44 protein-coding genes are annotated in these 23,622 nt (G+C 65.2%); all 44 read left to right on the top strand.

Annotated features, from left to right (window positions below; all coding sequences use genetic code 11):
- The first annotated feature begins 122 nt into the window (after window positions 1-122).
- The gene (locus tag N2K99_RS18505; RefSeq protein ID WP_227934699.1) at window positions 123-1,466 is read left to right on the top strand and encodes a hypothetical protein; all 1,344 of its coding nucleotides are present in this window, start codon (window positions 123-125) and stop codon (window positions 1,464-1,466) included.
- Between the two features lie 82 nt (window positions 1,467-1,548).
- A complete protein-coding gene (locus N2K99_RS18510) occupies window positions 1,549-2,589 on the top strand; it encodes an RNA ligase (ATP) (protein ID WP_227934700.1) in 1,041 nt (346 codons plus the stop codon).
- Complete coding sequence (locus N2K99_RS18515) at window positions 2,568-2,966, top strand: hypothetical protein (protein ID WP_227934701.1); 399 nt, start codon at window positions 2,568-2,570, stop codon at window positions 2,964-2,966. Before N2K99_RS18510 ends, N2K99_RS18515 begins: the two co-directional genes overlap by 22 nt.
- Window positions 2,967-3,068: 102 nt before the next feature.
- Entirely contained in the window at window positions 3,069-3,587 is a 519-nt protein-coding gene (locus N2K99_RS18520; protein ID WP_227934702.1) for a hypothetical protein, read from the top strand.
- Entirely contained in the window at window positions 3,584-3,814 is a 231-nt protein-coding gene (locus N2K99_RS18525) for a hypothetical protein (protein ID WP_227934703.1), read from the top strand. Before N2K99_RS18520 ends, N2K99_RS18525 begins: the two co-directional genes overlap by 4 nt.
- 83 nt (window positions 3,815-3,897) lie before the next feature.
- A complete protein-coding gene (locus N2K99_RS18530) occupies window positions 3,898-4,278 on the top strand; it encodes a hypothetical protein (RefSeq protein WP_227934704.1) in 381 nt (126 codons plus the stop codon).
- 111 nt (window positions 4,279-4,389) lie between these two features.
- Window positions 4,390-5,358, top strand: a complete 969-nt coding sequence (locus tag N2K99_RS18535; protein WP_227934705.1) for an SPFH domain-containing protein — start codon at window positions 4,390-4,392, stop codon at window positions 5,356-5,358.
- Between the two features lie 141 nt (window positions 5,359-5,499).
- On the top strand, window positions 5,500-5,778 hold the full coding sequence (locus N2K99_RS18540) for a hypothetical protein (protein WP_227934706.1): 279 nt from the start codon (window positions 5,500-5,502) through the stop codon (window positions 5,776-5,778).
- Between the two features lies 1 nt (window position 5,779).
- On the top strand, window positions 5,780-5,989 hold the full coding sequence (locus tag N2K99_RS18545; RefSeq protein WP_227934707.1) for a hypothetical protein: 210 nt from the start codon (window positions 5,780-5,782) through the stop codon (window positions 5,987-5,989).
- A gap of 2 nt (window positions 5,990-5,991) precedes the next feature.
- The gene (gene orn / locus N2K99_RS18550; RefSeq protein WP_227934708.1) at window positions 5,992-6,582 is read left to right on the top strand and encodes an oligoribonuclease; all 591 of its coding nucleotides are present in this window, start codon (window positions 5,992-5,994) and stop codon (window positions 6,580-6,582) included.
- A gap of 16 nt (window positions 6,583-6,598) precedes the next feature.
- Window positions 6,599-7,069, top strand: coding sequence for a hypothetical protein (locus N2K99_RS18555; protein WP_227934709.1), 471 nt, complete (start codon window positions 6,599-6,601; stop codon window positions 7,067-7,069).
- Window positions 7,070-7,164: 95 nt separating this feature from the next.
- Window positions 7,165-7,722 (top strand): hypothetical protein, encoded by a 558-nt coding sequence (locus N2K99_RS18560; RefSeq protein ID WP_227934710.1) that lies wholly within the window; start codon window positions 7,165-7,167, stop codon window positions 7,720-7,722.
- Between the two features lie 73 nt (window positions 7,723-7,795).
- Window positions 7,796-8,683, top strand: a complete 888-nt coding sequence (locus tag N2K99_RS18565; protein ID WP_227934711.1) for an ATP-grasp domain-containing protein — start codon at window positions 7,796-7,798, stop codon at window positions 8,681-8,683.
- Window positions 8,684-8,731: 48 nt separating this feature from the next.
- Complete coding sequence (locus N2K99_RS18570) at window positions 8,732-9,490, top strand: hypothetical protein (RefSeq protein ID WP_227934712.1); 759 nt, start codon at window positions 8,732-8,734, stop codon at window positions 9,488-9,490.
- Between the two features lie 38 nt (window positions 9,491-9,528).
- Window positions 9,529-9,828 (top strand): hypothetical protein, encoded by a 300-nt coding sequence (locus tag N2K99_RS18575; protein WP_227934713.1) that lies wholly within the window; start codon window positions 9,529-9,531, stop codon window positions 9,826-9,828.
- A 41-nt stretch (window positions 9,829-9,869) separates the two neighbouring features.
- The gene (locus tag N2K99_RS18580; protein ID WP_227934714.1) at window positions 9,870-10,550 is read left to right on the top strand and encodes a helicase associated domain-containing protein; all 681 of its coding nucleotides are present in this window, start codon (window positions 9,870-9,872) and stop codon (window positions 10,548-10,550) included.
- A gap of 50 nt (window positions 10,551-10,600) precedes the next feature.
- The gene (locus N2K99_RS18585; RefSeq protein ID WP_227934715.1) at window positions 10,601-11,101 is read left to right on the top strand and encodes a hypothetical protein; all 501 of its coding nucleotides are present in this window, start codon (window positions 10,601-10,603) and stop codon (window positions 11,099-11,101) included.
- Between the two features lie 2 nt (window positions 11,102-11,103).
- Window positions 11,104-11,460, top strand: coding sequence for a hypothetical protein (locus tag N2K99_RS18590; protein ID WP_227934716.1), 357 nt, complete (start codon window positions 11,104-11,106; stop codon window positions 11,458-11,460).
- Window positions 11,461-11,509: 49 nt separating this feature from the next.
- A complete protein-coding gene (locus tag N2K99_RS18595) occupies window positions 11,510-11,812 on the top strand; it encodes a hypothetical protein (RefSeq protein WP_227934717.1) in 303 nt (100 codons plus the stop codon).
- An 87-nt stretch (window positions 11,813-11,899) separates the two neighbouring features.
- Window positions 11,900-12,250 carry a hypothetical protein gene (locus N2K99_RS18600; protein WP_227934718.1) on the top strand — a complete coding sequence of 117 codons (351 nt, stop codon included), beginning with the start codon at window positions 11,900-11,902 and terminating at the stop codon, window positions 12,248-12,250.
- Window positions 12,234-12,512, top strand: coding sequence for a hypothetical protein (locus N2K99_RS18605; protein WP_227934719.1), 279 nt, complete (start codon window positions 12,234-12,236; stop codon window positions 12,510-12,512). The genes N2K99_RS18600 and N2K99_RS18605 overlap by 17 nt, the downstream gene beginning before the upstream one ends.
- A gap of 67 nt (window positions 12,513-12,579) precedes the next feature.
- A complete protein-coding gene (locus N2K99_RS18610; protein WP_227934720.1) occupies window positions 12,580-12,894 on the top strand; it encodes a hypothetical protein in 315 nt (104 codons plus the stop codon).
- A gap of 135 nt (window positions 12,895-13,029) precedes the next feature.
- A complete protein-coding gene (locus N2K99_RS18615; RefSeq protein WP_227934721.1) occupies window positions 13,030-13,539 on the top strand; it encodes a helicase associated domain-containing protein in 510 nt (169 codons plus the stop codon).
- Window positions 13,540-13,638: 99 nt separating this feature from the next.
- Window positions 13,639-13,899: a hypothetical protein gene (locus tag N2K99_RS18620; RefSeq protein WP_227934722.1), complete on the top strand. Its 261-nt coding sequence runs from the start codon at window positions 13,639-13,641 to the stop codon at window positions 13,897-13,899.
- A gap of 2 nt (window positions 13,900-13,901) precedes the next feature.
- Window positions 13,902-14,561: a hypothetical protein gene (locus N2K99_RS18625; protein ID WP_227934723.1), complete on the top strand. Its 660-nt coding sequence runs from the start codon at window positions 13,902-13,904 to the stop codon at window positions 14,559-14,561.
- Complete coding sequence (locus N2K99_RS18630) at window positions 14,558-15,118, top strand: hypothetical protein (protein WP_227934724.1); 561 nt, start codon at window positions 14,558-14,560, stop codon at window positions 15,116-15,118. Before N2K99_RS18625 ends, N2K99_RS18630 begins: the two co-directional genes overlap by 4 nt.
- Complete coding sequence (locus N2K99_RS18635) at window positions 15,111-15,611, top strand: hypothetical protein (protein ID WP_227934725.1); 501 nt, start codon at window positions 15,111-15,113, stop codon at window positions 15,609-15,611. Before N2K99_RS18630 ends, N2K99_RS18635 begins: the two co-directional genes overlap by 8 nt.
- A 45-nt stretch (window positions 15,612-15,656) precedes the next feature.
- Window positions 15,657-15,941 (top strand): hypothetical protein, encoded by a 285-nt coding sequence (locus N2K99_RS18640; protein WP_227934726.1) that lies wholly within the window; start codon window positions 15,657-15,659, stop codon window positions 15,939-15,941.
- 3 nt (window positions 15,942-15,944) lie between these two features.
- A complete protein-coding gene (locus N2K99_RS18645) occupies window positions 15,945-16,247 on the top strand; it encodes a hypothetical protein (protein ID WP_227934727.1) in 303 nt (100 codons plus the stop codon).
- Window positions 16,244-16,780, top strand: coding sequence for a hypothetical protein (locus N2K99_RS18650; protein ID WP_227934728.1), 537 nt, complete (start codon window positions 16,244-16,246; stop codon window positions 16,778-16,780). The genes N2K99_RS18645 and N2K99_RS18650 overlap by 4 nt, the downstream gene beginning before the upstream one ends.
- 44 nt (window positions 16,781-16,824) lie before the next feature.
- Window positions 16,825-17,079, top strand: coding sequence for a hypothetical protein (locus N2K99_RS18655; protein ID WP_227934729.1), 255 nt, complete (start codon window positions 16,825-16,827; stop codon window positions 17,077-17,079).
- The gene (locus N2K99_RS18660; protein WP_227934730.1) at window positions 17,072-17,569 is read left to right on the top strand and encodes a hypothetical protein; all 498 of its coding nucleotides are present in this window, start codon (window positions 17,072-17,074) and stop codon (window positions 17,567-17,569) included. The genes N2K99_RS18655 and N2K99_RS18660 overlap by 8 nt, the downstream gene beginning before the upstream one ends.
- 74 nt (window positions 17,570-17,643) lie before the next feature.
- Window positions 17,644-18,105 (top strand): hypothetical protein, encoded by a 462-nt coding sequence (locus N2K99_RS18665; RefSeq protein WP_227934731.1) that lies wholly within the window; start codon window positions 17,644-17,646, stop codon window positions 18,103-18,105.
- Window positions 18,106-18,537: a hypothetical protein gene (locus N2K99_RS18670; protein ID WP_227934732.1), complete on the top strand. Its 432-nt coding sequence runs from the start codon at window positions 18,106-18,108 to the stop codon at window positions 18,535-18,537.
- A 102-nt stretch (window positions 18,538-18,639) separates the two neighbouring features.
- A complete protein-coding gene (locus N2K99_RS18675) occupies window positions 18,640-19,122 on the top strand; it encodes a hypothetical protein (protein ID WP_227934733.1) in 483 nt (160 codons plus the stop codon).
- A 4-nt stretch (window positions 19,123-19,126) separates the two neighbouring features.
- Entirely contained in the window at window positions 19,127-19,396 is a 270-nt protein-coding gene (locus tag N2K99_RS18680; protein WP_227934734.1) for a hypothetical protein, read from the top strand.
- Window positions 19,393-20,337, top strand: coding sequence for a hypothetical protein (locus N2K99_RS18685; RefSeq protein ID WP_227934735.1), 945 nt, complete (start codon window positions 19,393-19,395; stop codon window positions 20,335-20,337). Before N2K99_RS18680 ends, N2K99_RS18685 begins: the two co-directional genes overlap by 4 nt.
- Window positions 20,338-20,339: 2 nt before the next feature.
- Window positions 20,340-20,732, top strand: coding sequence for a hypothetical protein (locus tag N2K99_RS18690; protein ID WP_227934736.1), 393 nt, complete (start codon window positions 20,340-20,342; stop codon window positions 20,730-20,732).
- On the top strand, window positions 20,729-21,133 hold the full coding sequence (locus tag N2K99_RS18695; protein ID WP_227934737.1) for a hypothetical protein: 405 nt from the start codon (window positions 20,729-20,731) through the stop codon (window positions 21,131-21,133). The genes N2K99_RS18690 and N2K99_RS18695 overlap by 4 nt, the downstream gene beginning before the upstream one ends.
- On the top strand, window positions 21,126-21,419 hold the full coding sequence (locus N2K99_RS18700) for a hypothetical protein (RefSeq protein WP_227934738.1): 294 nt from the start codon (window positions 21,126-21,128) through the stop codon (window positions 21,417-21,419). The genes N2K99_RS18695 and N2K99_RS18700 overlap by 8 nt, the downstream gene beginning before the upstream one ends.
- On the top strand, window positions 21,412-22,005 hold the full coding sequence (locus tag N2K99_RS18705) for a hypothetical protein (protein ID WP_227934739.1): 594 nt from the start codon (window positions 21,412-21,414) through the stop codon (window positions 22,003-22,005). The genes N2K99_RS18700 and N2K99_RS18705 overlap by 8 nt, the downstream gene beginning before the upstream one ends.
- 67 nt (window positions 22,006-22,072) lie before the next feature.
- On the top strand, window positions 22,073-22,363 hold the full coding sequence (locus N2K99_RS18710; RefSeq protein WP_227934740.1) for a hypothetical protein: 291 nt from the start codon (window positions 22,073-22,075) through the stop codon (window positions 22,361-22,363).
- A complete protein-coding gene (locus N2K99_RS18715) occupies window positions 22,360-22,518 on the top strand; it encodes a hypothetical protein (protein ID WP_227934741.1) in 159 nt (52 codons plus the stop codon). Before N2K99_RS18710 ends, N2K99_RS18715 begins: the two co-directional genes overlap by 4 nt.
- A gap of 89 nt (window positions 22,519-22,607) precedes the next feature.
- Window positions 22,608-23,513 (top strand): hypothetical protein, encoded by a 906-nt coding sequence (locus N2K99_RS18720; protein ID WP_227934742.1) that lies wholly within the window; start codon window positions 22,608-22,610, stop codon window positions 23,511-23,513.
- Window positions 23,514-23,622 lie beyond the last annotated feature (109 nt).

Here is a 23,622-nt window from a genome sequence, read left to right on the forward strand (position 1 = left end):
TATTGAAGGGGTGCAGGCAGGCCGGTTTGAAGGATGGACTGTGCGGGATCCGGTGAGCAGGCGGGTGATGTCCGCACACATATGGATCAGATCCACCCGCACACGACCCCAAAGGATTCCCATTGGCCACGATCCAGATCATTTCCGTTCCAGGCATCGAGAGCACCGGCGACCCGGCGCGCATCGCTGCTGCCATGACCGCCGGCGATGACCACACGAAGCAGCGCCTGGCATCCAACGCCAACCTGACGGCCGGCGACATCGCAGCCCTGGCCCGGGAAAACGACGAATCAACCCGCGGGCTGATCGCCGAGCGCGACGATGTGCCTGATGATCTGCTGGCCCGGCTTGCGCAGGACAGCTCGGGCATCGTCCGGGCAAAGGCACTGGCCAACGCCAAAACGGATGCAGAAACCTTCGCTGCCGCAGTGCACGGCCAGCAGCTCCCGGCCAACGCCGTGTGGTATCTGGCCCGGAGCGTTCATGCAGTCGCGGAACGGAAGTTGTTTGAGGCCATTTGGAGGATGTCGAAGCCGTCGCGTTACTGGCTGCTGACGAATTTCAACGATTCCCTGCGCGACGGCCGCCCCGACACGGACCCGGGGATTGCTGCTTTCATCGACCAGGAGATTCTGGGCGAGAACAACGACCTCCGCCGTGCCTACGCCATGTCAGAGTCGAGCAGCAACCCCGCTGTCCTCGACAAGATGAAGGATGACCGGCACCGCCCCGTCATCAACGCGGTCGCCGGCAACCCGAGGGCCTGGCTTTCCACGCATGAGCACCTGGCTGCCTCGCACAAGACACCGGCAATCCGCATTGCAGTCGCCGGGGCCACGACGAGCAACGACCTGCTGAACAGTATTTACGCCGGCACCAAAAGCGAGCAGATCCGTAAGGCAGTGGAAGCAAACCCCGCATTCGTCCGCACTGAATCGGAGAAGCCGGCACGGCGCCGTGCAGCCATCGTGCCCCACGCAGGCGGCGGCGGTCTGGTCATCGACGATGACGGTAAGTGCTTTGAGAGCCTGGAGGCTTTGGAAGCCGCGGTCAATACCGGCAACGACGTCGCGATCGACTTCGACGGCATGGAATGCGACATCTTCACGGAGGACGAAGCGCAGGCGGTGCGCGGCCTGGTCGAAAAGCACGGCCTCACCGGAAAGCTGAAGGTGACAACCGACGAGGACCTCGGTTACTACACCCTGCTTGGGGTGAGCCCCGGCTCCCGGACGCACTGTTACCTGAACATCGACGACGAAACGCACGCAGTGTTCGACGCTGACACTCCCGGCCCTTTCATCCTTGAGCTGCTCCGGTATCTGGTCTCTGTCGGCCACCCGGATGACGACTCCACGGACCTGCTGCACAGCGTCTACCGGAACGGGCACATCATCTGGGGAATCGAGGATGAGGGCTACATCCCCTTCACCTGGGATGACGTCGAGGCACTCCTGAATTCCTAGGACCAGGCTGCCCGGACATTGTGCCGGGCAGCCCCCGTCGGCCTCGGTGAGCGGTTCCGGGCTGTCCGCACACATAGGTGGCATGACCACTACCGTCGAAACCCTTGACCGCGAACTTGCCACGCTGGACCGCATCACCTCCCTGACCCCGATCGAGAACGCTGACGCCATCGAGTCCGCCACTGTGCGCGGCTGGAACGTCGTCGTGAAGAAGGGTGAGTTCGCCGTCGGCGACCTGGTCATCTACTTCGAGATCGACTCGCTGCTGCCGCTGGATGACGAGCGCTTCGCGTTCCTTGCACCGCGCGGGGAGAAGACCGTGGACGGCATCCGCGGCCACGTGCTGAAGACGGCCCGGCTGCGCGGCACCTACTCGCAGGGCCTGGTCCTGCCCGCAGGTATGTTCCCCGAGGTGGGTGAATGCCGCGACGGGACCACCTTCGCCGGCCGGCTGGGCATCAGCAAATACGAGGAGCCGATCCCGGCCGAAATGGAAGGCAAGGCCGCCGGCCCGTTCCCGCGCGACTTCGCACCCAAGACCACCGTGGAACGGGTCCAGAACCTCGCCCGCGTCTGGGACGTCCTGCACCGGATGCCCTTCATCGCCACCGAGAAGATCGACGGGACTTCCACCACCTTCATCAACGACGGCGGACGGCTGCGTGTGGCCGGACGCAACTGGGAATACACCGAACCCGACTCCCCGGAGGAAGGTACCGTTCCGTGGAAGATCGCCGCCGAGTACCGCATCCTCGAGAAGCTGCCCGAAGGCTGGGCCGTGCAGGGTGAAATCTACGGCGCCGGTGTCGCCGCCAAGAACCGCCTGAAAATCAACGGCAAGCGGTTCGCAGCGTTCAACGTCCTGGACCACGGAAAGCCCGTACCCCGCGGCTCCTGGCCCTTCGGCATCGGCCTGCTGGCCGCGCCCGTCCTCAAACTCCGCCTCCCGGCCACCGTTGCCGAAGCGGTGGAGCAGGCCAACGGACTCGAATCGGTCATCACCCCCGGAGTCCAGGCCGAAGGCATCGTCTGGCACTCCTCCGACGGCACATTCATCCCCGAACTCGGCGGCCGTACCGCCATGAAAGTCATCAACAACAAATGGCTGCTGAAGAACTCCTGAACAGCCCGAAAGGAAACACCATGACCGGCATCATCCTCACATCCGTCCTCGTCATCGCTGCACTCACCGCTGCCTTCGCCGTGGGGCGCCGCATCAAGCGCAGGCGCGCTGCCGCAGTCCGTGCCCCGGCCGGCACAGGCCCCCTGTCCGACCGCGTCTCCTACAACCCCGTCTCCACCGCCGATCAGGGCAGCTCATCCTGGTTCGCGGCGATGCTCGCAGGCATCAGCGATTCCGGATCGCACCGCAGCACGGACTCCGGTTCGCAGTACGGCGGTTCCGGGTCCCACCACTCCAGCCATGACTCAGGTTCCGGCCACAGCAGCTACGACTCCGGCTCCTCCTTCAGTGGCGGCTCCGACGGCGGCTCCTGGTAACCACCCATACGGCCGGCAGTCCATCCGGGCTGCCGGCCTCTTCCGGGTACGGCTCCGCGGCCGCCGAAACCAGCAAACCCACTTCAGAAACGAGAACAGCCAGTGTCTGCAAACATCACCCTCGACGACGTCTCCGGCGGTCAGGTGACCATCCACGGCATCATCCAGCTGAGCGTTGGGGATTCCTCCATCGGCGTCGACCTGGGCCCGGGTGTCGGGTTCGAGATACAGGGCGAGGGCCGCCGGATCGTCTTCACCCGCGACGACGTCTCCCTGCTGCCCCCGCTGCAGAACGTCATGGATGCCCTGGTCCTGCGGGCCGCCCCGCGGGGAGCCAAGGCCGTGCACCGGCTGCGCGGAGCGTTGAACGGCGTCCTCGCACGCCACCCCGACGCTGTCGCCTCCAACGCCGGCACCACTGTTCCCCGCTGGGAAGGACCGCTGGCAACCCCCGGCGTGGAGATCCCCGAGGAGCCCCTGCCCGGAACATACGGTGCTGCCGCGGTCGGCGCCGTGTTCTGGCTGGAGGACGGATGCCGAATGCGTGCCGGAATCAACGCCGCCGGCATCCTGGGGAAGGCAACCCGGGCCCGGATCCAGCCGGCCGGTGGAACACAGTGAGTTCGACCCTCATCGGCATCGGCGTTCTTATTCTGGCCCTGGCAGGACTCCTGTTCCGGATCGCGCTCCTGTACGTCGGTACCATTGCCCTGCTCTGGATGTTCTGCTGCATGTTCATTCCCACAGCCAATCCCGGGTTGGTTGGTCAGGTCCTGCGCCGCCCATGGCGGATGCTGCGCCCGTCGACCCTCCAGCGGGCGGGTACGCCGGCTGCGCCACACCCGTAAGGGCTGAAGCCGGAGCCGTTGTGCCCGGGGACCGTCTGCATGCAACAATCATCCGGCCAAGGTGCAGATCCAGAGGGGGAACAATGAGCGTATTCGTCAGCCGCGGGCTGCCCGACATCACATTCGGGATCGTCAACGGACGGGTCCATCTCGACCAGGGTAAGCACGGCATCGCGTTCCTTGGGTCTTTCGAGCAAATGCACGACGAGATCCGTCCGGTACTCCTGCGGGCCCACGCAGGCCGGGAGCCCCGTACCGGCAGATACGCCGCCACCACGCTTCCCGGAGGCATTGTCCGGCTGGAGGCGAAGAAGCTTCAGAAAAGGGCATGGATGACCCGTGAGCACAACCCGTCAACCGGTGACGGTCCGGCGGTCATCCTGGTCCGGGCCGACGACATCCCGGCCTTCCTGACCCAGCTGGCTTCATTCCTGGGGAACCCCTACACGGGGTCGGTCAGCTAGGCGGGCCGGCAGCAGCAACGTGCGGCGGAGAGAGATTCCGGGCGCTCCGCACACATAGGTGGTGCGGGCCAGATTCGGCCCCTCCCTACGAAGCACCGAAAGCAGGCCCATTTGTTCAGCGTCATAGCCTCCGCCATCTTCCTTATCGGCGGCCTGATTGTTCTCTCCCTGGGGCTCAAGCTCAAGAAAGCACGGGCCGGCAGCACTGCAGGCGGAGTTCTTGACGTCCCCTCGGCCGTTCCCGTCGGGATCGGGACAGTTGCCCTCCTGATAGCCGTGGCCATCCTCAGCTCCAGCATCTTCACGTCCGTGACCGCCAAGAACGCAGGCGTCCTCGTGTCCTTCGGCAAGGTTTCCGAGAAGACCCTCTCCCCGGGTCTGCACGCCAAGCTGCCGTGGCAGAAGGTCGTTGAAATCGACGGCACCATCCAGACGGATGAATACCGCGGCGACTCCTGCATCCAGGTGCGCATCGGCGACGGCTCGCAGGCCTGCATTTCCATCACGAACCGCTGGAGCGTTGTCGAGTCCGAAGCTGACCGGGTCTACAAGGACTTCAAGTCCGACGACCCCACGCTGTCCTTCCGCGACGCGGTCATCAGCACCCAGCTGAAGGCTTCCCTGCAGAAGGCACTGAGCGACTACAACCCGGTGGCCCAGTTCAACGGAGCCAGCAAGGAAGCCTCCTCTGCGGAGCTGTCCTTCTCCCCGGATTACGACGCCGTCTCCAAGGTTGTTGAAGACGACATGAAGGCACGTCTGGGCGACCAGGCCATGGCCCAGGTCGAGTCCATCACGATCTCGTACATGCAGCTTTCGGACAACACCCAGAAGAAGCTGGACGACTACGTTGCGGCGATCGGCGAGACCCGTATTGCAGAGCAGAAGCAGCAGACCGCAGCGGCACAGGCCGAAGCGAACCGTCAGCTGTCCTCCTCGGTGAGCAACGACCCGAACGTCCTGGTCTCCAAGTGCCTGGACACGCTGGCAGAGTCCGCCGAAAGCGGCTACCAGCTCCCGGCCGGCTTCACCTGCTGGCCCGGCGGCGGCACCGGAGTAGTTATCCCCGGTACCAACTAGCACCACCGGCGAACGGCCCCGGTCTCTCCTCTACGGACAGGCCGGGGCCTTTCCTGTTCCCGGGAAGGTTTCCGGCCCTCTCCGCACACATAGGGAATAAGGGCGCAGACAGAGCCGCCCCCTGGAACCGAGGAGCATCCCGTGATCACCGCAGACCTGCCGAAGATTTCACCGGCGCCCGAACAGGACTACCCGGCTGAATGGGCCGAGTACCGGCGTCTGCTGGAGGCACGCACACCGAGTGTCAAGGGAGCTCCGGGCCGCTGCGGTGCCTGCGGCCGGTTCCTGTCCAAGGACACCTGGGACAACACCGGCTACGGCCCGATGCTCATAGGCGGCCGGGTCGGATTCGATCCCGGCTTCATCGCCGTCACCTACCGGTGCACGAACGACGGCTGCCAGCCCGAGGACCTCTGGTGACATGAACACTCCGAACACCTCCGCCCCTTCCCTTTCATCCGCCTGGATTGACGGCGCATCCGAACCCGCCGACATCTACGGCGACGTGACTGCGGAATGCCCGCACAATGACCCGCGGCTGGCAGCAGCCTGGGCCGAAGGCGCCTCCGAAATGCGCGACTGGGACGGCAAAGCCACCCTGTCCAACAACCCCTACCAGCAGGAGCAGTAACCATGCCGATCCCCGATCCCGACAACGTCCTCTGGCTCGACTTCGAAGCCACCGGCCTCATGAACAACCCGAAAGCGGTGCCCCTCGAAGGCGCTGCCGTCATCACCGACGCCAACCTCAACGAACTGGCATCCTTCGGCCCCTTCACGATCCACGCCGATGAAGACGAGCTGGCGGTCATGAATGACTACGTGACCGAGATGCACACGAAGACCGGCCTCATCGACCGTGTCCGCGCCTCGACCATGACGCGCTCACAGTTCGACATCCATCTGGCAGCCTTCGCAGCCCCGTACTTCCCCGCCAAGGGTGAGATCGTGGACGGCGTCAAGTACCGCGGCATGATCGTCGGCGGAAACAGCGTGAAGTTCGACTACGACGTCATCGAGAAGTTCTTCCACCGCACCAACGCCAACATGGACTACCGCGTCATCGACATCACCTCCGTCGGCGAACTTGTCCGCCGCTGGAACCCGGCCGCCTGGGATGCCATGCCGCCCAAGGACAGCGACCACACGGCCATGACCGACATCCGCGCCGGCCTCGACGAACTGCGCTACTACCGCAGCGCCGGACTCACCCCCGCGTCCTGACCGGAAAAGGACTTCGATGACTTTCCCGAACAACCCTGCCATCGTCCCCTGGTGTTCGCACGGCCTCGACCACACCGGCAGTGACACCCATGTGGACTTCACGGGAATGTGCTCCGACGACTTCACCGGGACCGAGAAGCAGGCCGTACTGGACCTGATCGAAAAACACGGCCTCACCGGCAGCCTTAAGGTCGAAACCGACCCGCACACGGGCTACTTCGTCCTGCTCGGAACCGCACCGGATTCCGAAACGCACTGCTTCCTGAACATGGCCGACGGGACCAGCGCCGTCTTCGGGCACGAGGTGCCGGGCCTGTTCGTCGTGGAGCTGCTCCGGTACCTGCAGGAACTGCCCGTGGGCTCCGTACCCGGTGGCACTGACGGGCTGATCTCCGTGACCAGGAAGGGTCACGTCATCCGGGGCGCGGAAGAAGACAGGTACGTCCCGTTCACCTGGGATGACGTGCAGGTCCTCCTCACGGCTTAGCACCCGTCCCCGCGAAGCCCCGGTGCAGTACTGACTGTGCCGGGGCTTCCGCGTGCCCGGTGAGAGTGCCGGGCCTGTCCGCACACATAGGCGGCATGAGAACTCTTGATGCAAATTATCTCGCCACCCACCCCGAAGGTGACGAGAAGGCAGTCTTCACCCTGACCACGAATGTGCCCGGCAGGCTCGACCTCAAGCCGAACCCGGACGGCACCGCCCCCAGCATCAGCGTCAAGGTCGTTGCAGACACCTTCCTGGCCGCCCTGACCATCCTGACCCAGATGCACGACGACCAGGACGATATGCTCCTCGCCTGGATCTCCGAGCACCTGACGCCGGAGCAGATCAAAGCCCTGGACGAGATGCCCGACGATGAACCCCAGGCCCCGCCCTTCCTGCTGGAAGCGGCCAACAACGTCCACGAGGATTTCCTGACCTTCGAAGTCACTGCTGGCGCCACGTTCGAGGTCAATGGAGAGGACGTGCCCATGGAAGCGGAGATCACCATCACCGCACCGTCCATCGCCAGCGGCATGGGGGCCTTCAGACACCTGACGACGCCGAAGATGCTCACCAGCGCAGCGATCGGCTTCAGCCCTGAAACCGGCGACGACGAAGACTGGGGCGACTCCAACGAGGTCCTCGTACGCTAGAAGCGGTGCTTGATACGGCCCGGCACCATCCTGTGCCGGGCCTCAACCTTTCCCACCCACACAGAAGGACCCCATGCAGTACGAACGCCTCACTGTCGTCTCACCGGCAGCCTGGCTGGCACGCGACCTCGCCGAGGCAGGAACCATCGAGGTAAAGGGGTCTGTCGGGCTGGATGTACCCGACATGAAGGACACTGCGCTCTGGTGCTCCGGAAGCTGGGCCATGCGCCTGCTCAAGTCCGGCATCAGCCACCCGTTCCTGTCCGCCGGACCGCACTGGCTCTCCCGTGTGCCGGACCGGTATCTGGGCCGCCGTGTCTGGACAGGCAGACTCGGCTCAATTAAATCCCCGTGCGGGCGCCAGGAGGCCTTCTACAAGCTCAGCGAGCACAAGCACGCCCGAATACCCGCCGGACCCCTGCAGGGCCCTCAGGCGTTCCTGGAGCGTGTTGCAGGAGCCTTCAAAGACCCCTCCCGGCCCGACGATACGGGGCCGCCGGCCATAGACAGCCTTCACTACACCGGTTCCGGCCTCATGGACTACAAACGCGAATACCGCTGCTTCATCGCCCACGGCCGGGTGACCGCATCGTCCCACTACATCAGCCGTGTCCCGGGCATCCGCGGCGCCGACGTCGAACTGACGTGGAACGCCTTCCCCGAAGACCGCAGCCCCGACGCCTCCGAGGCCGCCGCCTTCGCCCAGGAAGTAGTGGATGCCATGGGTGCCGACCAGCCGCCCGGATACAGCCTGGACGTAGGCACGGACACCGCCGGACGCTTCTCCGTTATCGAGGCCAACGCAGCATGGAGCTCAGGGATCTACCATGCCCCGCGGTCCGGCGTCATCGAGTCGGTACTGGCATCCCAGGAGCCCGGCCATGAGGACTGGATCTGGCGTCCGGATGAGCTGTTCCTGGCCCGGTCACGGCCCCTTCCGGTCCCCGGAGTTCTCCTCTGACACTTGCCTTCGGCGCCCCGTCACGTCCCGGAGCGCATAGAAGACAATGTGAGCTACTCATCGAAATCCACCAAGCCCGCCCGCCGGCACCTGCTCCGCGCAGGCGCACTGGCCGGGGCCCTTGCCGTCACCCTGTCGCTCGGCGCCTGCTCCACTGAGGATCCTGCACCCGAGACGTCTGCGGCCGCTGAAGCAGGATCCTCCATCCCCACGGCCGGCACGGTGAAGACTTCCTTCGGCAAATACCGCCAGAGCACCGTCACCGAATCCGATCCGGCCTGGGAACTTCCCGACGAGGCGGTCGGTAGTGACGTCCTTGCCGAATACTCCCGGGACGAGGTAACCGATGCGTACCGCTTCGCCCTGACCTTCGCCGCCGAGGAAGGTATCGACTCCCCGCTCAACGGTGAGGGTGTCAGCGTCGACGACTGGTGGGGCGACCATAAAGGCGACTTCCACCCTGACAACCGTCCCGAAATGCTCACCTCGCTCGAGCAGGGCAAATCGGTCGTCCAGCGCGAACCGTGGCAGACCAAGGACTACGAGGGCTACTCGTACATCTACGACTCAGGCCCGCGCGTTGTCGAACGCACCATCACCCCCGACGCAGCATGGCTGGCAGCGGACGGCGGCATCGCTTTCCGGATGAACGTCAACTACACCATGAGGGTCACCCCGGGAATCGGTGAAGCCGGCGACGGCCGCCAGGTGACCAACGGGTACCTGACCTACTCCGTCCGTGAAGACGGCCCGGGAGACTGGGCCATCACCAGCTTCCTCCACGACCTGCGCACGTTCCCGGGCTAGCGGTGAGAGTTCATCCGACCGCCGCACACATAATGGGTATGAATACCCCTGTGCTTCCCTCCGGCACCGCAGTGAACGGCCTGCCGCTGACCCGGCATGAGCTGGAGGGACTGCCCGTGCTCTCCATCGTCCTGAACACTGAAATGAACCCGCATGCCTGGCAGAAACGGCTCGTGTTCACCGACGGCGGGGCACGGCGCCATGAGTGGTTCTGCACCACGGACGCCGACTGGGGCGAAACCTCCGAGAGGCTTATCGCCGAACATGGCGAGGTCGTCCTGCTGTGGCTTCCCTCCGGCCTGGACATCGCGGCAGCCGAGCGCCGGGCCGACGAATAACTCCCCCAACCAGATCCGATACAGAATTGTGGATGCCCAGAATGACTGCACCAACTGAAGAAAAGGCAGCGGCCAAAGCCCCTGCCGCACCGACCCCGCGGCACCGCCGCATCTGGTCTGCCGTATTTGCCGACCTGTCCGCGTGGGTTGAAACGCACGGTGACGTACCCAAGCGCCGCTCCAAGGATGCCGAGGAATACCGCCTGGCCAACTGGCTGAACGTACAGCGCTCCAACCACCGCTCCGGCAAGCTGCACCAGGACTACATCGACCAGCTCGAAACCGTTCCCGGCGCCCTTGAGACCCGTCCGACCCGCACCCACCGCGAGTGGGCAGAAGCCGTGGCCGACTTCCACCGGACCCACGGACGCCTTCCCGGCACCGGGGCCGACGATAAGGCCGAACGCTCCCTGGGCCACTACCTTGCGGACCGCCTTCGCCCCGGCATCCGTTCCGGCGCCATCAAGGACGAGGACTTCGCCCCGATTGCGGCCATCGCCGGCACGGTTGCTCCCGCACGGGAACGCAAGAGCTCGGAGACGTACTTCCGTGAGCTCAAGGAATACACCGCCGCCAACGGACGTATGCCCGGCTGGCAGGACGCCCGCCCCCTGGCCCGCTGGGTACGCCGGGTCATGACTGCCGACTCAGAGACCACCTACGTTAAATACCGTGACGAAGTGACCGCCCTCGCCGCAGGCATGAACTCCGGAGACGCCTGAAAACACGGCCGCCGGGGAGGGAACGCCTCAATGCCGCACACATAAGCGGTATGACGACTTCCCTCCCCCTCCCGGACTCGCCGGTTGAATCCACCCTGGGCACCAAGCCTGTCGCGACCATCTGGATCCACCCCGAGTCCGGCTACGCCTATATCGGCACCGCCGACCTTGACCGGCCTGAGGCAGCCGCTGCGCTGCGCGCACTGGCCAACGACCTCGATCCCGTCCACCGTGCACCCTCGGGCCCTGCCGGAGTAGTCACCGAGGACTTCGCCGCCGTCATGGCCTCCATCCACGATGCAGCCGTCACCTCCCCCGTCACAGTGGGAGAGACCGAGGACTACCAGCGCGGCTGGGATGAAGCGATGACCGCCGTCGCATCCATCGCAGGAACCTACGAACCCGAATTCGCCTACCGCGCCGACGAAGAAGACACCGGACCCGTCGACATCGAAGCCTCAGACATTGCCAGCATGCACCGCAACGGATTCCGGGTTTCCCGCCGTGCCGTTGGACCGTGGGAGACCGTTCCCAAGGGCGCCAGGAACTGACCATGTACCCCTTCGGATACGACGACACTGCGCCGGAAGTGCCGATACAGGACCGGATCTTTGCTGCCGCGGCGGACCTGCAGTCAGCCTATGAAGCCGGTGAGGACTTCACGACGTCACAGCCGCTCTCGGAGGCGATGGTGATGCTCGTTGTCACCGCCGTCGAGGACACCGTCCTGGCCATGGTCGACGAATGGGTGAAGGGCCCGAGGATCGCCTCACCCGTCATCCCGTACTGGCAGCCTGCAGCACCGTTCCCCACGGTCGATACGCTGCGCGATGCGCTGACCGTCATGATCACCCGGGAAGCCCGGGCCGAACGCGGCCTGCCGCCGGTTCGGGAGCCTGGCGGAGACTGACCGGGCATTTCCCGGCACCGCAATCCACCCCGGAATGAAGAGAGAACGATTGAGAAACCGTACAAAAACCACCGTCAACCGCACCCTGAAAAGCTCCCGCGGGTCATTTACGAACTATGACATCGTCGGCTCTCTCATCGTCATCTTCGGGCTTCTTGTCATGGGCGTCTTCGGGCTGGCGACCATCGTCCTTGGAACCGGGAAAGGCATCCTGGGTTCGGGCACCTACACCATTCAGCTCTTCTCTGTGGCGGCATTGGCTGTTGGTACCGGCGCCTTCACCGTCTGTTTGTTCGTGCGTGAGCGGGCGCGGGATAAAGCGGAGGAAGCCCTGGCCGCCGATACGCAGTAGCCGCCGGGCAGCCTGTGTTCCGGCTCCGCATACATAACCGGCATAGAACAGTAAGCCCCTCCCCCGACCACACCAAGCAGGAGCGACATGAACAGCGACACCGGCAGGGCCCTGAACTTCCCCGAGGCCCCGGCCTCACCTCAGACACGACGGGCACGGCACCGCATGACCGAAATGGTCGAAGCCGCACGCCGGTTCGGATTGAAGGACCCGGTCCTCTTCAACGGCCTCCGGCCTCAGAACGGCGAGCTTACTGCGATCTGGCAGTACGACGACGGCCGGATCACGGTGTATCTGGCCGGGGACTCCTTCGACGTCGACGTCGTCCCCGGCGGTCCCCTTGATGCGTTCGCCACCGGCAGCGCCGAGGCAGCCGCGGCCTACATTGCCGGAGTCCGGGCCGGCAGTGGAAGGGATTCCGGTGGACGGGACAGCTGAAGGCACAAGCCGGCCGCAGCCGCACATCGGTGCCGTTTACCGTGAGTCAGCCACCGGCATCGAGTACACCCTGTCCGGGCTCCGTTCGCACAGGCAGGTGTTCCTGGCCGAGAACCCCTTCGGCAACGGCCGGATCATCGACCGGACTTCCCTGGATGAGCTGACAGAGCGGTTCACCTTCGTGCGCTGCAACCATGAGGACTTCTGCTGCACCGAACACAGGGTCCACGCCGCCCCTCACCGCGGCTGCATGATGCGCTGACTGCCGGGAGGATCGCCTACGGTTTATCCGGGGGGAAAGTACGAAGTCTCGATAAAGAAAGCACCCATTGAACACCATCCTTTTCACAGCAGTCTGCCTCATCGGAATTGTCGGCATTTCCCTGCTCGTCACCCTGCCTGCCGGAATTCCCGGACGCCGCCGCACCCTGGCCGCCCTTGAACGCGCCGAATCCGGCGAAACGACGCTGTCAGACCTGACCGAACTGATTCACGGGCACGCCCACCCCGTCTTCTTCATGCTCCGCGGCTACACGGCCCGGATAGAGGTCCAGTGCTTGCGGCTCATCGACGAACTTGGAGTACCCGGGGAAGATTTCGGCTGGGGCGCCGGACGCGATTCCCTGGAGGTATTCAGGCGGTAGGCGTCATTCCGGCAGTGGACATTACATGACGTGTGCTCCATAATCCGCCCGCGATTGTCCGAAACCGTGTCCGAAACATAAAGTGACGTTGTGAACGTAACAGCGAATCGGGGGAGCGCTATAAGAGACCGCAGGATGGTGGGCCGGGCCGAACAGCTCCTGGCCTTCCATTCCGCGGTCGGACGTCTGCCGTCTGCACGCAGTGGGGACATCGCCGAACTCGGCCTGTTCATGTTCCTCAACGCCACCGTCAGGCGCCGGTTCCAGAACGGGGATCTTCCCCCGGCCGTCGTCGAGATGCTCGGCCGGATTCCCGGGGCACTCTGCCCTGAGCCGAAGGCCAAATCCGCTGCCACGGTCCGGGCGGAATCCCGACGCGCAGCTGCCTTCGAACGCTGGCTGGTCCGCGCGGAGATCTACACCTCGCGCCACGGACACAGGCCCACCTCCGAAGACGAGAACGCCCTGTACCAGTGGTTGAACCGTGCCCGCCGGAAGCTGATGGCAGGCGAGCTGGAAGAGCCTGTGGCCGGACGTGTCAGGGCCGTGCTGGACTTCCCTGACGTCCGGACCTACCGCTACCGGGCAGCCCACGGCGAACCCATGCCGGAGGAAGGGCGCAGGAGGTGCTTCACGGGCTTCTAGCCAGCTCATGCCCCCACGCTGCGCCGCCGAGGATGTCGTACCTCACTGGCCCGGGCTGCAGCGGGAATAGAAACACGCCCGTCCGCACACATAGAGGGCATGACCACATCGACCCCCTCTACCAGGCTGCGGACGAAGCCGTCCCGCGGCCTGGCCCCGCGCCATGCAGAGCGAATCCGTTACGGCATCCTGGCCGCCCGCGAGGACTTTGAAAGCCGGCGGCTAACCCCCTCCCAGATGGCCTTCCTGGACGAATGCCGCCACGGTGCCGCACTCATGCTCGGTGACACCGGCACCCAGAAGCCCTACGACCGTGAAATAGCCGGAATCCGGAACCGGCTCAGCGCGGGGGTGAAGTAGCCATGGCCGCAGAGGCACACATCTCCCCCGGCGCAGTCCCTCCCGCTGCCTTGACCGGGATGGCGGCCGCTGCTTCAGCACGCCGGGTCGACACCGTCTCCCTGGTCCGCGAAACGCTGGACGGGATGCCAATCGGCTGGATCCTGCGGTTCGGCAGCGTCAGCAGGGACGGTCCCATGATGACCGTGTTCGCCGGATCGGACGACAACGATCTCCGGTGCTATCTGAACGGGGACAGGATCCCCACCCCGCAGGCCGACGAATGGATCGGCGGGCTGGCCGCAGCCCCGGCCGATGAGGAAATCCTCGACCTCTTCTCACGTGCGCTGGCCAACGGCTGGACGGCCTGTCTGGAACGGGAGGACAGATCCTTCCATACGCGTCAGATCCCGGACCTGCTGTGTCTGCGGGCTGAGGCCAACGACTACGAAGGCAGCTTCCTTCGCCCCTCCGAGACCGTCCACGTCAGCCGGCATGAAGGAGAAACGGACTTCGCATTCATCGGCAGGTCGGACCCTTCCGGCGGTCTCCGCCCGCTGTCCATCAGCATCGCCGAAGCCACCGTTCTGCTCGGCAGCCCGGCCCCCATGACGACCGACACGTTCGTGTACGACGAGGACACCGAAGACTTCATCCAGCCCCATCCGAAAGAGGACTCATGACCCAGGACGCCCGCGGCGCCGAAATCCACGTCGGCGACACCGTCATCTACTTCAAGACCGGCAAATTCCCCGAGAAGGTGGCAGGCGTCGTCGAAGCGGTCGACCGGATGGTCACCCTCGGCAGCCTCGACCAGATCAGCCCTAAGAACAAGACCCGCGCCAACGACACGACCCGGGTGTACGCCCACAGCCTGATCGTTATCGAGGCGCTCCCCCGTGTTGAAGGGCGCCTGAATACAGCCGACACCCGCCCGCAGTTCGCGGTCCCGGGCTGGGGCGAACTTCCGGAGATTGAGCCCATCGGCTTCGATGAATACAAGCGCCGCCGGACTGAGCTCTTTGCATCCAATGGAAAGCCCCTTCCGGAAACGACGCACGAGCACTACGACCGGGCCCGTCAGCTGCCCGACGCCCTGCGCCAGACGATCGACGGGGCGGTCCGCAGCCATGCGTCCTCCCTCAGCCTCTACAGCCAGATGACCGGAAGCCTGCCCTGGGCCGATTACCTCGCCGGATACACCCACACGCCGCCGGAACGGATGGACGACGATGCCTAGGCTGACGCTGGAGGAATTCAAGGCCCGCAACCATGCGCTGAACACTGCCGCCGGCCGCGACGCGGTGGTCCTGGGCGACGACGAGTGGGCATGGATGCAGTCCACCATTCCGATGGAACTGGCATCGGCCCGTGCCGAGCAGCGCGCCATGGACGTCAAACTCGCCTGGGCCGCAGTAACCCGCGAGAACCTGGACACCTTCGCCTACCTGTCCGGGGAGACGGATACCCACCCGCTCATCCACGGCGCCCCGGCAACCCTTGAGGCGGCAGACCTCAGCGGCCGGCACCTGGGTACGACGGTGCGCAGCCTCACCTACCGGGAGCGGAAGAAAACGGCCCGGCCGGATCCGGGAGAGCGGACATACCTGATCTCGAACATCCAGCACCTGAAGGACGGCGGCGTCCTCATCAACGGGTCCTGGCCCTATCTGCGCGCCGGCACCGTCCTGACCGTCGTCGAGCAGCAGAACCGGGCTGCCCGCGCGGCCTGACATCCCGCGGGGAGAGCCTGGCCTTTCGCCGCACACATAGGGGTCATGAACGCTCAAGCATCCCCCGCCTTCGCCCTCCGATATTCCTTCGTCTTCCGTTACCAGCACGATCGCGCCTTCTCCATCGACCTCCCGATGGAAGCAGTCCAGGAGATCGAGCTGTCCGTCAACGCGGTCCGCGAACTGATTGCCGAGGACTATTACCTCCAGGCCCAGCTGCTCGGGGACTACCTGCCCAGGTACGAGGAAATGGCTGCGAACTGGGACTACTGGGACAAGAACCTCCAGCGCGAACGCGAGTCCATCCGCATCGTCCAGGTTGAGGTGTAACCCGTGTCCGCCGCAGCACTTCCCGAGCCCGTAGCCGCCCGGCCGCCGGAGCCGCTCAGCTCTCTCCACGACACGGTTACCTTCAGCTCCAACGACTGGGCATCCGCACCTGACTTCGCCTGGATCTACGGCATCACCGTCGGCTGGGACGGTCGCTCCATGCTGGAACTTGCAGGCCGGTTCGGCTGGAGCGGAGAAAAGATCGTCCGCCTGCGCCGGCTCCGCCGCGCGTACCGGAGGCTGCAGCTCGAAGAAGAACGCAGGTCAGCCGCATCCGCGGCAGAAGGAAAGGAACACCTCTCATGAGCAATGACACTGACTACAACGGCAGCGAAGGCGGGAACCTGACGGTCCGGGAATGGGCCGACGGCAAGGTCTCCGTCATTGTCTCCGGCACCACCGTCAGCAACGGCATCGAGAGCTTCACCTTCGGCTCCCGCGACGAGGTGGCCGGCTTTGCCCGCACCGCCGCCCGCATAGCCGGCATCAAGCTTGCGGAGGAAGAGGACCTGCCGACCGTTTATGTTGAACGCGACGGTGTGTATGCCGGAGACGGGGATTCGCGGGTCCGCGCCGGGCTGGAAGCCGACGTCGACTGGCTCCGGAACAGGGCGGGCGAGCTGTTCAAACAGATCGAGCACCTGACCGCCCAGTACCGGAACACCTTGGCCGTCGAACGGTGGCGGCAGGGTGTCATTGCGGAGGAGGTGGATTCCCTGGCCCGCTCGTACTTCGGTCCGGACCTTGACGGGCTGCCGGCCGGTGCACGGGAGATCGTCCGCGACCTCCGCCTTGCCAGGAACCGGATCGCCGAGCTGACCAAACCGCGGCCCCGGTAGGAAGTGCGGGCAGAGACCCGGTACCCTCCGCACACATAGGGGGTATGGAAAAGATCCTCTCCCAGCACCGCTGGAACCAGCTCCCCGTGAACTCGTACGCCAGGCTCACATACTGCGGTCCCGAAGGCGACCGGCACTCCTACGTGACCCGGGTCCGGGCTGAAACCGGTCCTGCTGCGGGAGAGAACCTGTCCCTGGGCGGTGCTGCGTGGCGGGATGCGTTCAACGACGCCGACGTCGCCTACGCGCTCTATGTTCCCGGAAATGACGAAGCATTCGAGGTGAAGACGCGTGCGTGAACTGACCCTCGAGGAATTCAAGGCACGGGACCTTGAACTCATGAAGACCCGCGACAAGGACGCCGAGCTGCCCGACCTTCCCGAGAAGGCATGGCTGTATGTGCAGCGCACGGCCCTGGCCAATGTCACCTCCATGCGGGAGTCGCTGGAGCGCCACGAACGCGACCTGGAATCCATCCCCGGTCTGCGGTCCATGCTGGATGACGCCCTGTACGTTTCCGGCCATTCCGACACCCACCCGGCCATCCACGGCAGCACGATGACCATCCCGGCTGTTGAGCTTTCCGGGCGCCACCTGGGAATGGAGGCGCGCAGCATCTGGTACCGGGACAACCGGCCGGGCACAGCAGCGTCGCCCGAGGAGACCTACCCGCTGCTGAGCATCCATTACCTGCGCAACGGCAATGTCCTCATCAACGACAGCTTCGTGCACCTGCGCCCGGATACCGAGGTCACCCTGATCCTGCCGCCGGCGGTGAGAGAGGCGTAGGCGTCCGCACACATAGCGGAAGAACCCGGCTGCAGCCCTGACCGGCCCGGCCACCCGCTAGAGAAAGACTTTCCGTGGACACCATCCCGTACATCGGAGCGCACACCGTGGCGCAGTCACCGATGGGACTCATCATCCCCCTCGCCCTGGCCGCAGCCGTGCTGCTGCTCCTGAGCGCATACAAGCCCGCCCGTGATGCGGCTGCAGGCTCATGGAAATCCTTCCTGACCGGCGCAGTCATCGCCGCCGCCGTCATCTGGACAGGCATCTGGGGCTGGATGGTCATCGGGTACAACACCGAGACCGCCGAAGCCGCAGAAAGCGCCGCCTTGAGCCTCAACGCCGTCTACGGCCTGGAAATCAGCGAGGAAGCCGCCACGGCAATCGTCCGGGATGACCTGGATGGATACGAATTCAAGGGAACCACCGAACAGGACGTCATGATCCTCGGCGGTGAATGGGAAGACGGCAAGCTTCACCTGTACTCCCGCGGGTTCGAGGCAGCCGTGCTGGAGCAGGCCGGGGACGAACACTAAATGGATGTCTCTGACATCTTCGCTGTCGAAGCAGCGCCCATCTTCACCGTTGCATTGTGGCTGACCGGAGTTTTCGGAGCCCTTACGGCCCTGTCCTTTGCCGTCGACAGATACCGGGACATCCCCGGTTGGGTCCCGGCCGTAGGCGCCATCCTGACGTTTGTGAGCGTTTTTACCGCCATGATCTCGGGCTCCAGCCCCTCCGACACACGCCAGAGCATGATGGAGTCGGGACTGTTCGAGACGTACGGGATCACCGCCGACGCAGGCGAGGCCAACTGGCGCGACGTCAATGACGCCGGGGGTGCCGGGGCAATGGCCGAAGTGACCATCGACGGGCGGGATGTCGACGTGCTGATCAAGCTTGACGGCAACCGCCTCACGGTCATCGGCGACGACGGAGAGGAACTGCCGGCCAACCCCGGACGGTAGTTCCACCGGCGGCCGGTGAGAAGCCCGGAACCGTCCGCACACATAGGTGGTAAAGCCGCCCCCTCTGTTGCCGCGGCACACCCCACACGTCAGGAAACGAATTTGACCACCTCCGGAAAAGCCTGGACATCACCCGTGATGTACCTGGGCCCCCTTGCCGTCCTTGCCATGGCGCTTCTCAACGGCACGGACGGCTGGGTGCCCATGGCCGCCTTCCTGGCAATCTACGCATTCGTCGCATTCGTGCCGATGACCGTAGATCTGATGTCCGCTGACATCGCAGGGCAGGAACCTGACCGTTCTACCGAGGAGCGGCGCAGCACCGGCGCCATCGGGCTCCTTGGACTCAGCTCCATCGTGGTCTCGGTACGCTTCGACACTCCGGTCGTCACCCTGGGCCTGTGCCTGCTCCTCACCGTGGCCTCACTGGCAGTGTTCTTCAGCCGATACCTGTCCGGCGATACCGGCGGCGCCACCGTCTCGGGCGAAGTGAAGACTCTCGCCCCGGTGGATGGGATCCCTGGTGATGTGCCGGCTCCCGTGCCTGCCTCCTCCCACCGCTCCCTCACCCGGACAGGGCGGTAGGGCCGTGGCTGCTGTACGCAGGGACGTCAAGGCCATCACCGCCGTCCTCGAGAACCTGAAGGCCGGTGAGAGGGTCCGTGCCGGATTCCGATCACCGCGCTACGGGGAATTCACCATCACCGCCGCGGCCGTAAAAGGCATCGAACGCGGCCAGCTGACCGCCGGTTCCTGGCTTCTGGGAACGGCAGGCAAACCCTCCAAGCACATCCAGTCCCTGGAGGTCATCGCCGACGACCCTGCCCCGGACGAAACCGCCGCACAGGAAGAATCATGAGCACCTGCAGAGTCACCAGCCTGAACAGCACCGCGGTGCCGGGCCCCGCAGCTGCAGCGCCTGCTGCCGTTCCGGCCATTGAACCCGCCCTGGTCTTCCACACCGACTATGAGTGGAACAGCTCGGGTACGCGTATCCGCTGCGCCCATGCACAGTGCCGTGCGGTCTTCCAGGTTCCCGAGCCGGGCGACGTCGAGAAGGCTGAGGCGCTCTTCGCCGAACACCAGTCCGCAGCCCTCGGTGCCATCCCGGTGGAACTTGCTGCCCTGCGCCGGCTGAAGGACGCGATGCCGTCCGTGCTGGCCGACCTCGCCCACGGCGTGTCCGTCCTGCGTATCGAGGCTGAACTCTTCCGGCTGGTCAATGAAGCCGACCTGGCCATCGGCAACGCCCGTGACCTGCTCATCGAGGCGCCTGCACCGCAGGCCCCGGCAATCCCGGTGACTGAGGCAGATCCCGCACCCGAGGTCCCGGACGCGCCCGCAGCCGCACCTGAGCCGGAAGCTGAGCCCGAACCGACGCCGGCAGACACAGAAGCACCCGTAGAGGAGGAGCCGACGATCGAGGAGAAGGCACCGGACGAAGAGCCTCCTGCAGAGGAGCTTCCGGAGCCGGAGCCCGTCCCGGAGGAGTCAGCCGACACGGTCCGCCCCGAAGAAGCCGCCCCAGCGCGCCCGCCTGTCGACGTCGCCGGCGTGGCTGCCGGAGACCGCGTCCTTGCCGTCTTCGAAACGGAAAAGCAGGGCGTCTTCGACATGGAAGCCACCGTCATCGACGGCCTCGGCCAGGACCAGCTCGTCGTCGGCTCCTGGCTGATCTCCTCCAACGGGACCGCCTCGGCACACCTGCGCGAAGTGACCGTCCTGGCCGCGGCCGGCACCCACGACAAACCGGTGAAACCCGGATCCAACGCCCCTGAACACTTCGGAACTGGAATCTGACCATGACTCGTGCAAACAACCCCGGACCGGATCTGTCCGTGTCCATTCCCCGCGCTGACCGGCGTGCCCGGGCCTACAAACTTGAGGACAACGGAGCCTCGGACATTGCCCTGCGCAAACGCAACGCCAGGGACGCCATCGCCTCTGCCCAGCGTTCCATACAGCGCATCCGCGACAGGCAGAACCGGATCCACCCGCTGCCGCCCATGGACCAGAGCGACGCCGGTCCACTGATCTCCCGCTACAACGACATCATCCGCGCCAACCGGGAAGTGCTCGAAGAAGCAGAGGCCTCCTCCGCGCTCATTGCACCGATGACCCGCCGTGTCGCCCGCGAGGACCGTCGACGGCGCCGTGCCGCCAAGCGGAACAAAGCCCTCCAGGAGAAATCATGACCGCCTACGAGAGCATCATCCGCCCCATCCTCGATTCAGCCGTCGCCCTGGGTGCTACCGATGTCATCATCTTCGCTCCCGAACCCGCATCCGTTCCGGGCGACACCCTGTCAGGCTCGTATGCCGCCGTCAGGGGTCACGTCCGCCCCATGACGGACGCGCCGGCGGTGACCTCCGACGACGTCGAGCTCTTCCTTCGGGAAATCGGCCTTGAACTGGGCGGGGACTTCCAGGCGGAGGCCGACGGGTCCCTCGGGGAGGCGATCTGCTTCAATGCACGCCGTTCAGGGAACCGGTCGATAGACATCTCCTTCCGGCACCTTCAGGGTGTCCCCCGCTCCGCTGATACCGGAAACGGCGGACATACTGCCTGGAAGAACCCGGAGGCCACCGGTGTATAGGCGGCTTCCTCCCAAACGGCTCACGGACTCCCGCCCCGACTACCCGCAGATCAACACGTCCAACGAACTGGATGCCCTTCCTGACGGCTCGATCGTCATGATGGACCCGGACACCTCCACCTCCCCTGTGCTGTGGACGAGACTCGGACCCCTCTGGGTGAAACTGGACCCGCTGGCACGCCCCGGCGAGAGGGACGAGGCGTGGTCGATCCAGCTCTTCCGGCGCACGCTGACCCGGTACCGCCCCCGGAAGCTCGTACTGCTCTGGATGCCGCCCCGTGGCTGAAAAACACACGGAGCGTTCAATGCTCGATGCGCTGCTGGAGCGGTACACCGACATCCGCCGCGGCACCATCACCGACCGTTGGATCCGGGCCGAGCACGTCCAGTCCGGCCTCGGCTACAGGGACGGCGCCCGGGTGGCCGACTTCGTGGCCGCGGACCGGCACTCCTCCACCATGGCCCTGCACGGGCACGAGGTGAAGATCTCCCGCGCGGACTGGCGCAACGAGCTCAAGGACCCGACCAAGGCTGAAGCCGTCAAGCGCTACATGACCCACTGGTGGCTGGTCGTGCCTGACGCGGACATCGTCAAGCCCGGCGAGCTGCCGGCGGACTGGGGCCTGATAGTCCTCAAAGACGGCAAGCTCCGGGCGAGGAAGACTGCACCGCGGCTGGATCCGGAACCGATCCCGCTGGAGTTCTCCATCGCCCTGATGACCGGCGCCGCCCGGACCGGCCAGCGCGAAGTCCTGCACCGGGATGCCCCGCCTGCCCGCATGGGAGGCAGGTACGTCTGCGGCCTCTGCGGAATGCCGGCCCCCTGTGCCCACCACCAGCCGCGGGAAGCAGCCGGACGGATGGCTGCCTGACCCCGGTGAATCCGTGGCAGTTGCCCCGGACCTCACCCATCCACTGAAAACCACCCTGGAGAGAACCATGTTCAAGAACCTTTTCGCCCGCACCACCGCCGGGAACGCCCCAATGCCCGGCAAACGCCTGCAAACCATCGCGGAGGTTTTCGGCCTGCCCGCCATACTGCTGCTGCTTGCTTCGGCCGCCGCATTCCAGCTCGGCAAGTGGGGCCAGCGCCTGCAGTTCGACAGTCTTCAGCAGTGGATGTCCTGGGGGGACGGTGCCGCAACGGCCGGGTACCTGCTGACTGCCGTGTCACTTTCATTGCTCGCCCTGGACCGCGTCCGGGGCCGGATCCTCAGGGGAGTGTCATGAGCACGAAACCGAACAAGGCCAAAGAGCGCGCCGAGTCCTATATCGACCCAGTGCAGATCGTTTCCTGGGCAGCCATAATCATCGTCCTGGCACTCCTCTTCGCCTGGCCGCTCGGCCGACTCATTACCCGGGCGCTGCTGGTGCTTGCCGGCTGACCCCGCCGCTTTGGCGCTGCCTGCCCGTCCCCGTGCGCGCACTGTCCGGTGGTTCTGCAGTTTTCCTATCCCGCCGCACACAGGTAGGCATGAACCTGAACAGAATTTTCAAACGCAAGCCCGCCGGTGTCTCCGACGGAGGCCAATTCGCCCACGACCAGAAGGCAGAGTCCGCAGTGACTCTCGCTGCACCCCCGGAAACCCGGGATACGGCGAAACTGAAGATGGGCGAATGGACACCGTACGGGGCGGCAGAACCCTTCAAGATCGAAGCGGAAGGAGTCCAGCGCTTCATGACCGGAGATGATGGGGATTACCTCCGTCTCTCCGAGGAGCGCAACGCGGCAATTCCGGAGGAGTACCGCAGTGAGAACCGCTTCTACGCCGCGCACGACTACTACTACGGGCGGCCCAAGGCCGACGTGATGGACGTCGTAAAGGTCACCCACCCGGATGCCTTTGAGGAGGAGGAAGTGGAGTGGGCACGGGACCGCATCGCCGTCAGGGATGCACCCCAGGACGTCCAGGAGGACCTGAGCGAGATCCAGAAGCGGTCCTCGATCGCCCGGGACAAGGCAGATCGGGTCCGCGAGGAAATGGCCCGGCTCGAAGCCGTCGAAAGGAAATGGGCCGCCTCCACGGTCGCCGCCGGCACGCTCGAGCACTTCCCCCAGGCGAAGGAAGTCAGCTACCTCCTGCACGGAGACAACCTGGTGGGGTCCGTCAGCGTCACCGACGGTGAGAAGACACTCGGCAGCCTGTCCATGAAGCAGGACGGGGCCATCGACGGCACCGGACACGAAGCCGGCCAGGAGTACCTGCACACCGTCATCAGCAGGCTTGAGGACGTGCCGGACAGCTGGATGGCGGAGCAGGGAGCACAGGTGTCCGAGCCCGACGCCAACGGCGAGAGGGTCCTGACCATCGACATCCACTCAGCCCTCAACATGGCAGCTGAACGCTACCGCGACGAAGACCACCGCTGGCGGAGCTAAGCAACCGCGTAGGTAAAGAGAAGGCCCGCACTATCCGGTGCGGGCCTTCTTCATGTCCGGGCCCGTCCGGTGTGCAGGGAACCGGCCCCGTCCGCACACATACGAATTG

Origin of the sequence: Arthrobacter sp. zg-Y1110 (assembly GCF_025244865.1) — a bacterium.
Lineage (GTDB): Bacteria > Actinomycetota > Actinomycetes > Actinomycetales > Micrococcaceae > Arthrobacter_B.

What these genes read in the sequence shown, in the direction of transcription:
- N2K99_RS18510 (WP_227934700.1), top strand. Translation starts at nt 1,549, where the DNA reads ATGACCACTACCGTCGAAACCCTTGACCGCGAACTTGCCACGCTGGAC.
- N2K99_RS18515 (WP_227934701.1), top strand. Translation starts at nt 2,568, where the DNA reads ATGGCTGCTGAAGAACTCCTGAACAGCCCGAAAGGAAACACCATGACC.
- N2K99_RS18530 (WP_227934704.1), top strand. Translation starts at nt 3,898, where the DNA reads ATGAGCGTATTCGTCAGCCGCGGGCTGCCCGACATCACATTCGGGATC.
- N2K99_RS18545 (WP_227934707.1), top strand. Translation starts at nt 5,780, where the DNA reads ATGAACACTCCGAACACCTCCGCCCCTTCCCTTTCATCCGCCTGGATT.
- orn (WP_227934708.1), top strand. Translation starts at nt 5,992, where the DNA reads ATGCCGATCCCCGATCCCGACAACGTCCTCTGGCTCGACTTCGAAGCC.
- N2K99_RS18555 (WP_227934709.1), top strand. Translation starts at nt 6,599, where the DNA reads ATGACTTTCCCGAACAACCCTGCCATCGTCCCCTGGTGTTCGCACGGC.
- N2K99_RS18560 (WP_227934710.1), top strand. Translation starts at nt 7,165, where the DNA reads ATGAGAACTCTTGATGCAAATTATCTCGCCACCCACCCCGAAGGTGAC.
- N2K99_RS18565 (WP_227934711.1), top strand. Translation starts at nt 7,796, where the DNA reads ATGCAGTACGAACGCCTCACTGTCGTCTCACCGGCAGCCTGGCTGGCA.
- N2K99_RS18575 (WP_227934713.1), top strand. Translation starts at nt 9,529, where the DNA reads ATGAATACCCCTGTGCTTCCCTCCGGCACCGCAGTGAACGGCCTGCCG.
- N2K99_RS18580 (WP_227934714.1), top strand. Translation starts at nt 9,870, where the DNA reads ATGACTGCACCAACTGAAGAAAAGGCAGCGGCCAAAGCCCCTGCCGCA.
- N2K99_RS18585 (WP_227934715.1), top strand. Translation starts at nt 10,601, where the DNA reads ATGACGACTTCCCTCCCCCTCCCGGACTCGCCGGTTGAATCCACCCTG.
- N2K99_RS18590 (WP_227934716.1), top strand. Translation starts at nt 11,104, where the DNA reads ATGTACCCCTTCGGATACGACGACACTGCGCCGGAAGTGCCGATACAG.
- N2K99_RS18600 (WP_227934718.1), top strand. Translation starts at nt 11,900, where the DNA reads ATGAACAGCGACACCGGCAGGGCCCTGAACTTCCCCGAGGCCCCGGCC.
- N2K99_RS18615 (WP_227934721.1), top strand. Translation starts at nt 13,030, where the DNA reads ATGGTGGGCCGGGCCGAACAGCTCCTGGCCTTCCATTCCGCGGTCGGA.
- N2K99_RS18620 (WP_227934722.1), top strand. Translation starts at nt 13,639, where the DNA reads ATGACCACATCGACCCCCTCTACCAGGCTGCGGACGAAGCCGTCCCGC.
- N2K99_RS18625 (WP_227934723.1), top strand. Translation starts at nt 13,902, where the DNA reads ATGGCCGCAGAGGCACACATCTCCCCCGGCGCAGTCCCTCCCGCTGCC.
- N2K99_RS18630 (WP_227934724.1), top strand. Translation starts at nt 14,558, where the DNA reads ATGACCCAGGACGCCCGCGGCGCCGAAATCCACGTCGGCGACACCGTC.
- N2K99_RS18635 (WP_227934725.1), top strand. Translation starts at nt 15,111, where the DNA reads ATGCCTAGGCTGACGCTGGAGGAATTCAAGGCCCGCAACCATGCGCTG.
- N2K99_RS18640 (WP_227934726.1), top strand. Translation starts at nt 15,657, where the DNA reads ATGAACGCTCAAGCATCCCCCGCCTTCGCCCTCCGATATTCCTTCGTC.
- N2K99_RS18650 (WP_227934728.1), top strand. Translation starts at nt 16,244, where the DNA reads ATGAGCAATGACACTGACTACAACGGCAGCGAAGGCGGGAACCTGACG.
- N2K99_RS18655 (WP_227934729.1), top strand. Translation starts at nt 16,825, where the DNA reads ATGGAAAAGATCCTCTCCCAGCACCGCTGGAACCAGCTCCCCGTGAAC.
- N2K99_RS18670 (WP_227934732.1), top strand. Translation starts at nt 18,106, where the DNA reads ATGGATGTCTCTGACATCTTCGCTGTCGAAGCAGCGCCCATCTTCACC.
- N2K99_RS18685 (WP_227934735.1), top strand. Translation starts at nt 19,393, where the DNA reads ATGAGCACCTGCAGAGTCACCAGCCTGAACAGCACCGCGGTGCCGGGC.
- N2K99_RS18690 (WP_227934736.1), top strand. Translation starts at nt 20,340, where the DNA reads ATGACTCGTGCAAACAACCCCGGACCGGATCTGTCCGTGTCCATTCCC.
- N2K99_RS18695 (WP_227934737.1), top strand. Translation starts at nt 20,729, where the DNA reads ATGACCGCCTACGAGAGCATCATCCGCCCCATCCTCGATTCAGCCGTC.
- N2K99_RS18710 (WP_227934740.1), top strand. Translation starts at nt 22,073, where the DNA reads ATGTTCAAGAACCTTTTCGCCCGCACCACCGCCGGGAACGCCCCAATG.
- N2K99_RS18715 (WP_227934741.1), top strand. Translation starts at nt 22,360, where the DNA reads ATGAGCACGAAACCGAACAAGGCCAAAGAGCGCGCCGAGTCCTATATC.
- N2K99_RS18720 (WP_227934742.1), top strand. Translation starts at nt 22,608, where the DNA reads ATGAACCTGAACAGAATTTTCAAACGCAAGCCCGCCGGTGTCTCCGAC.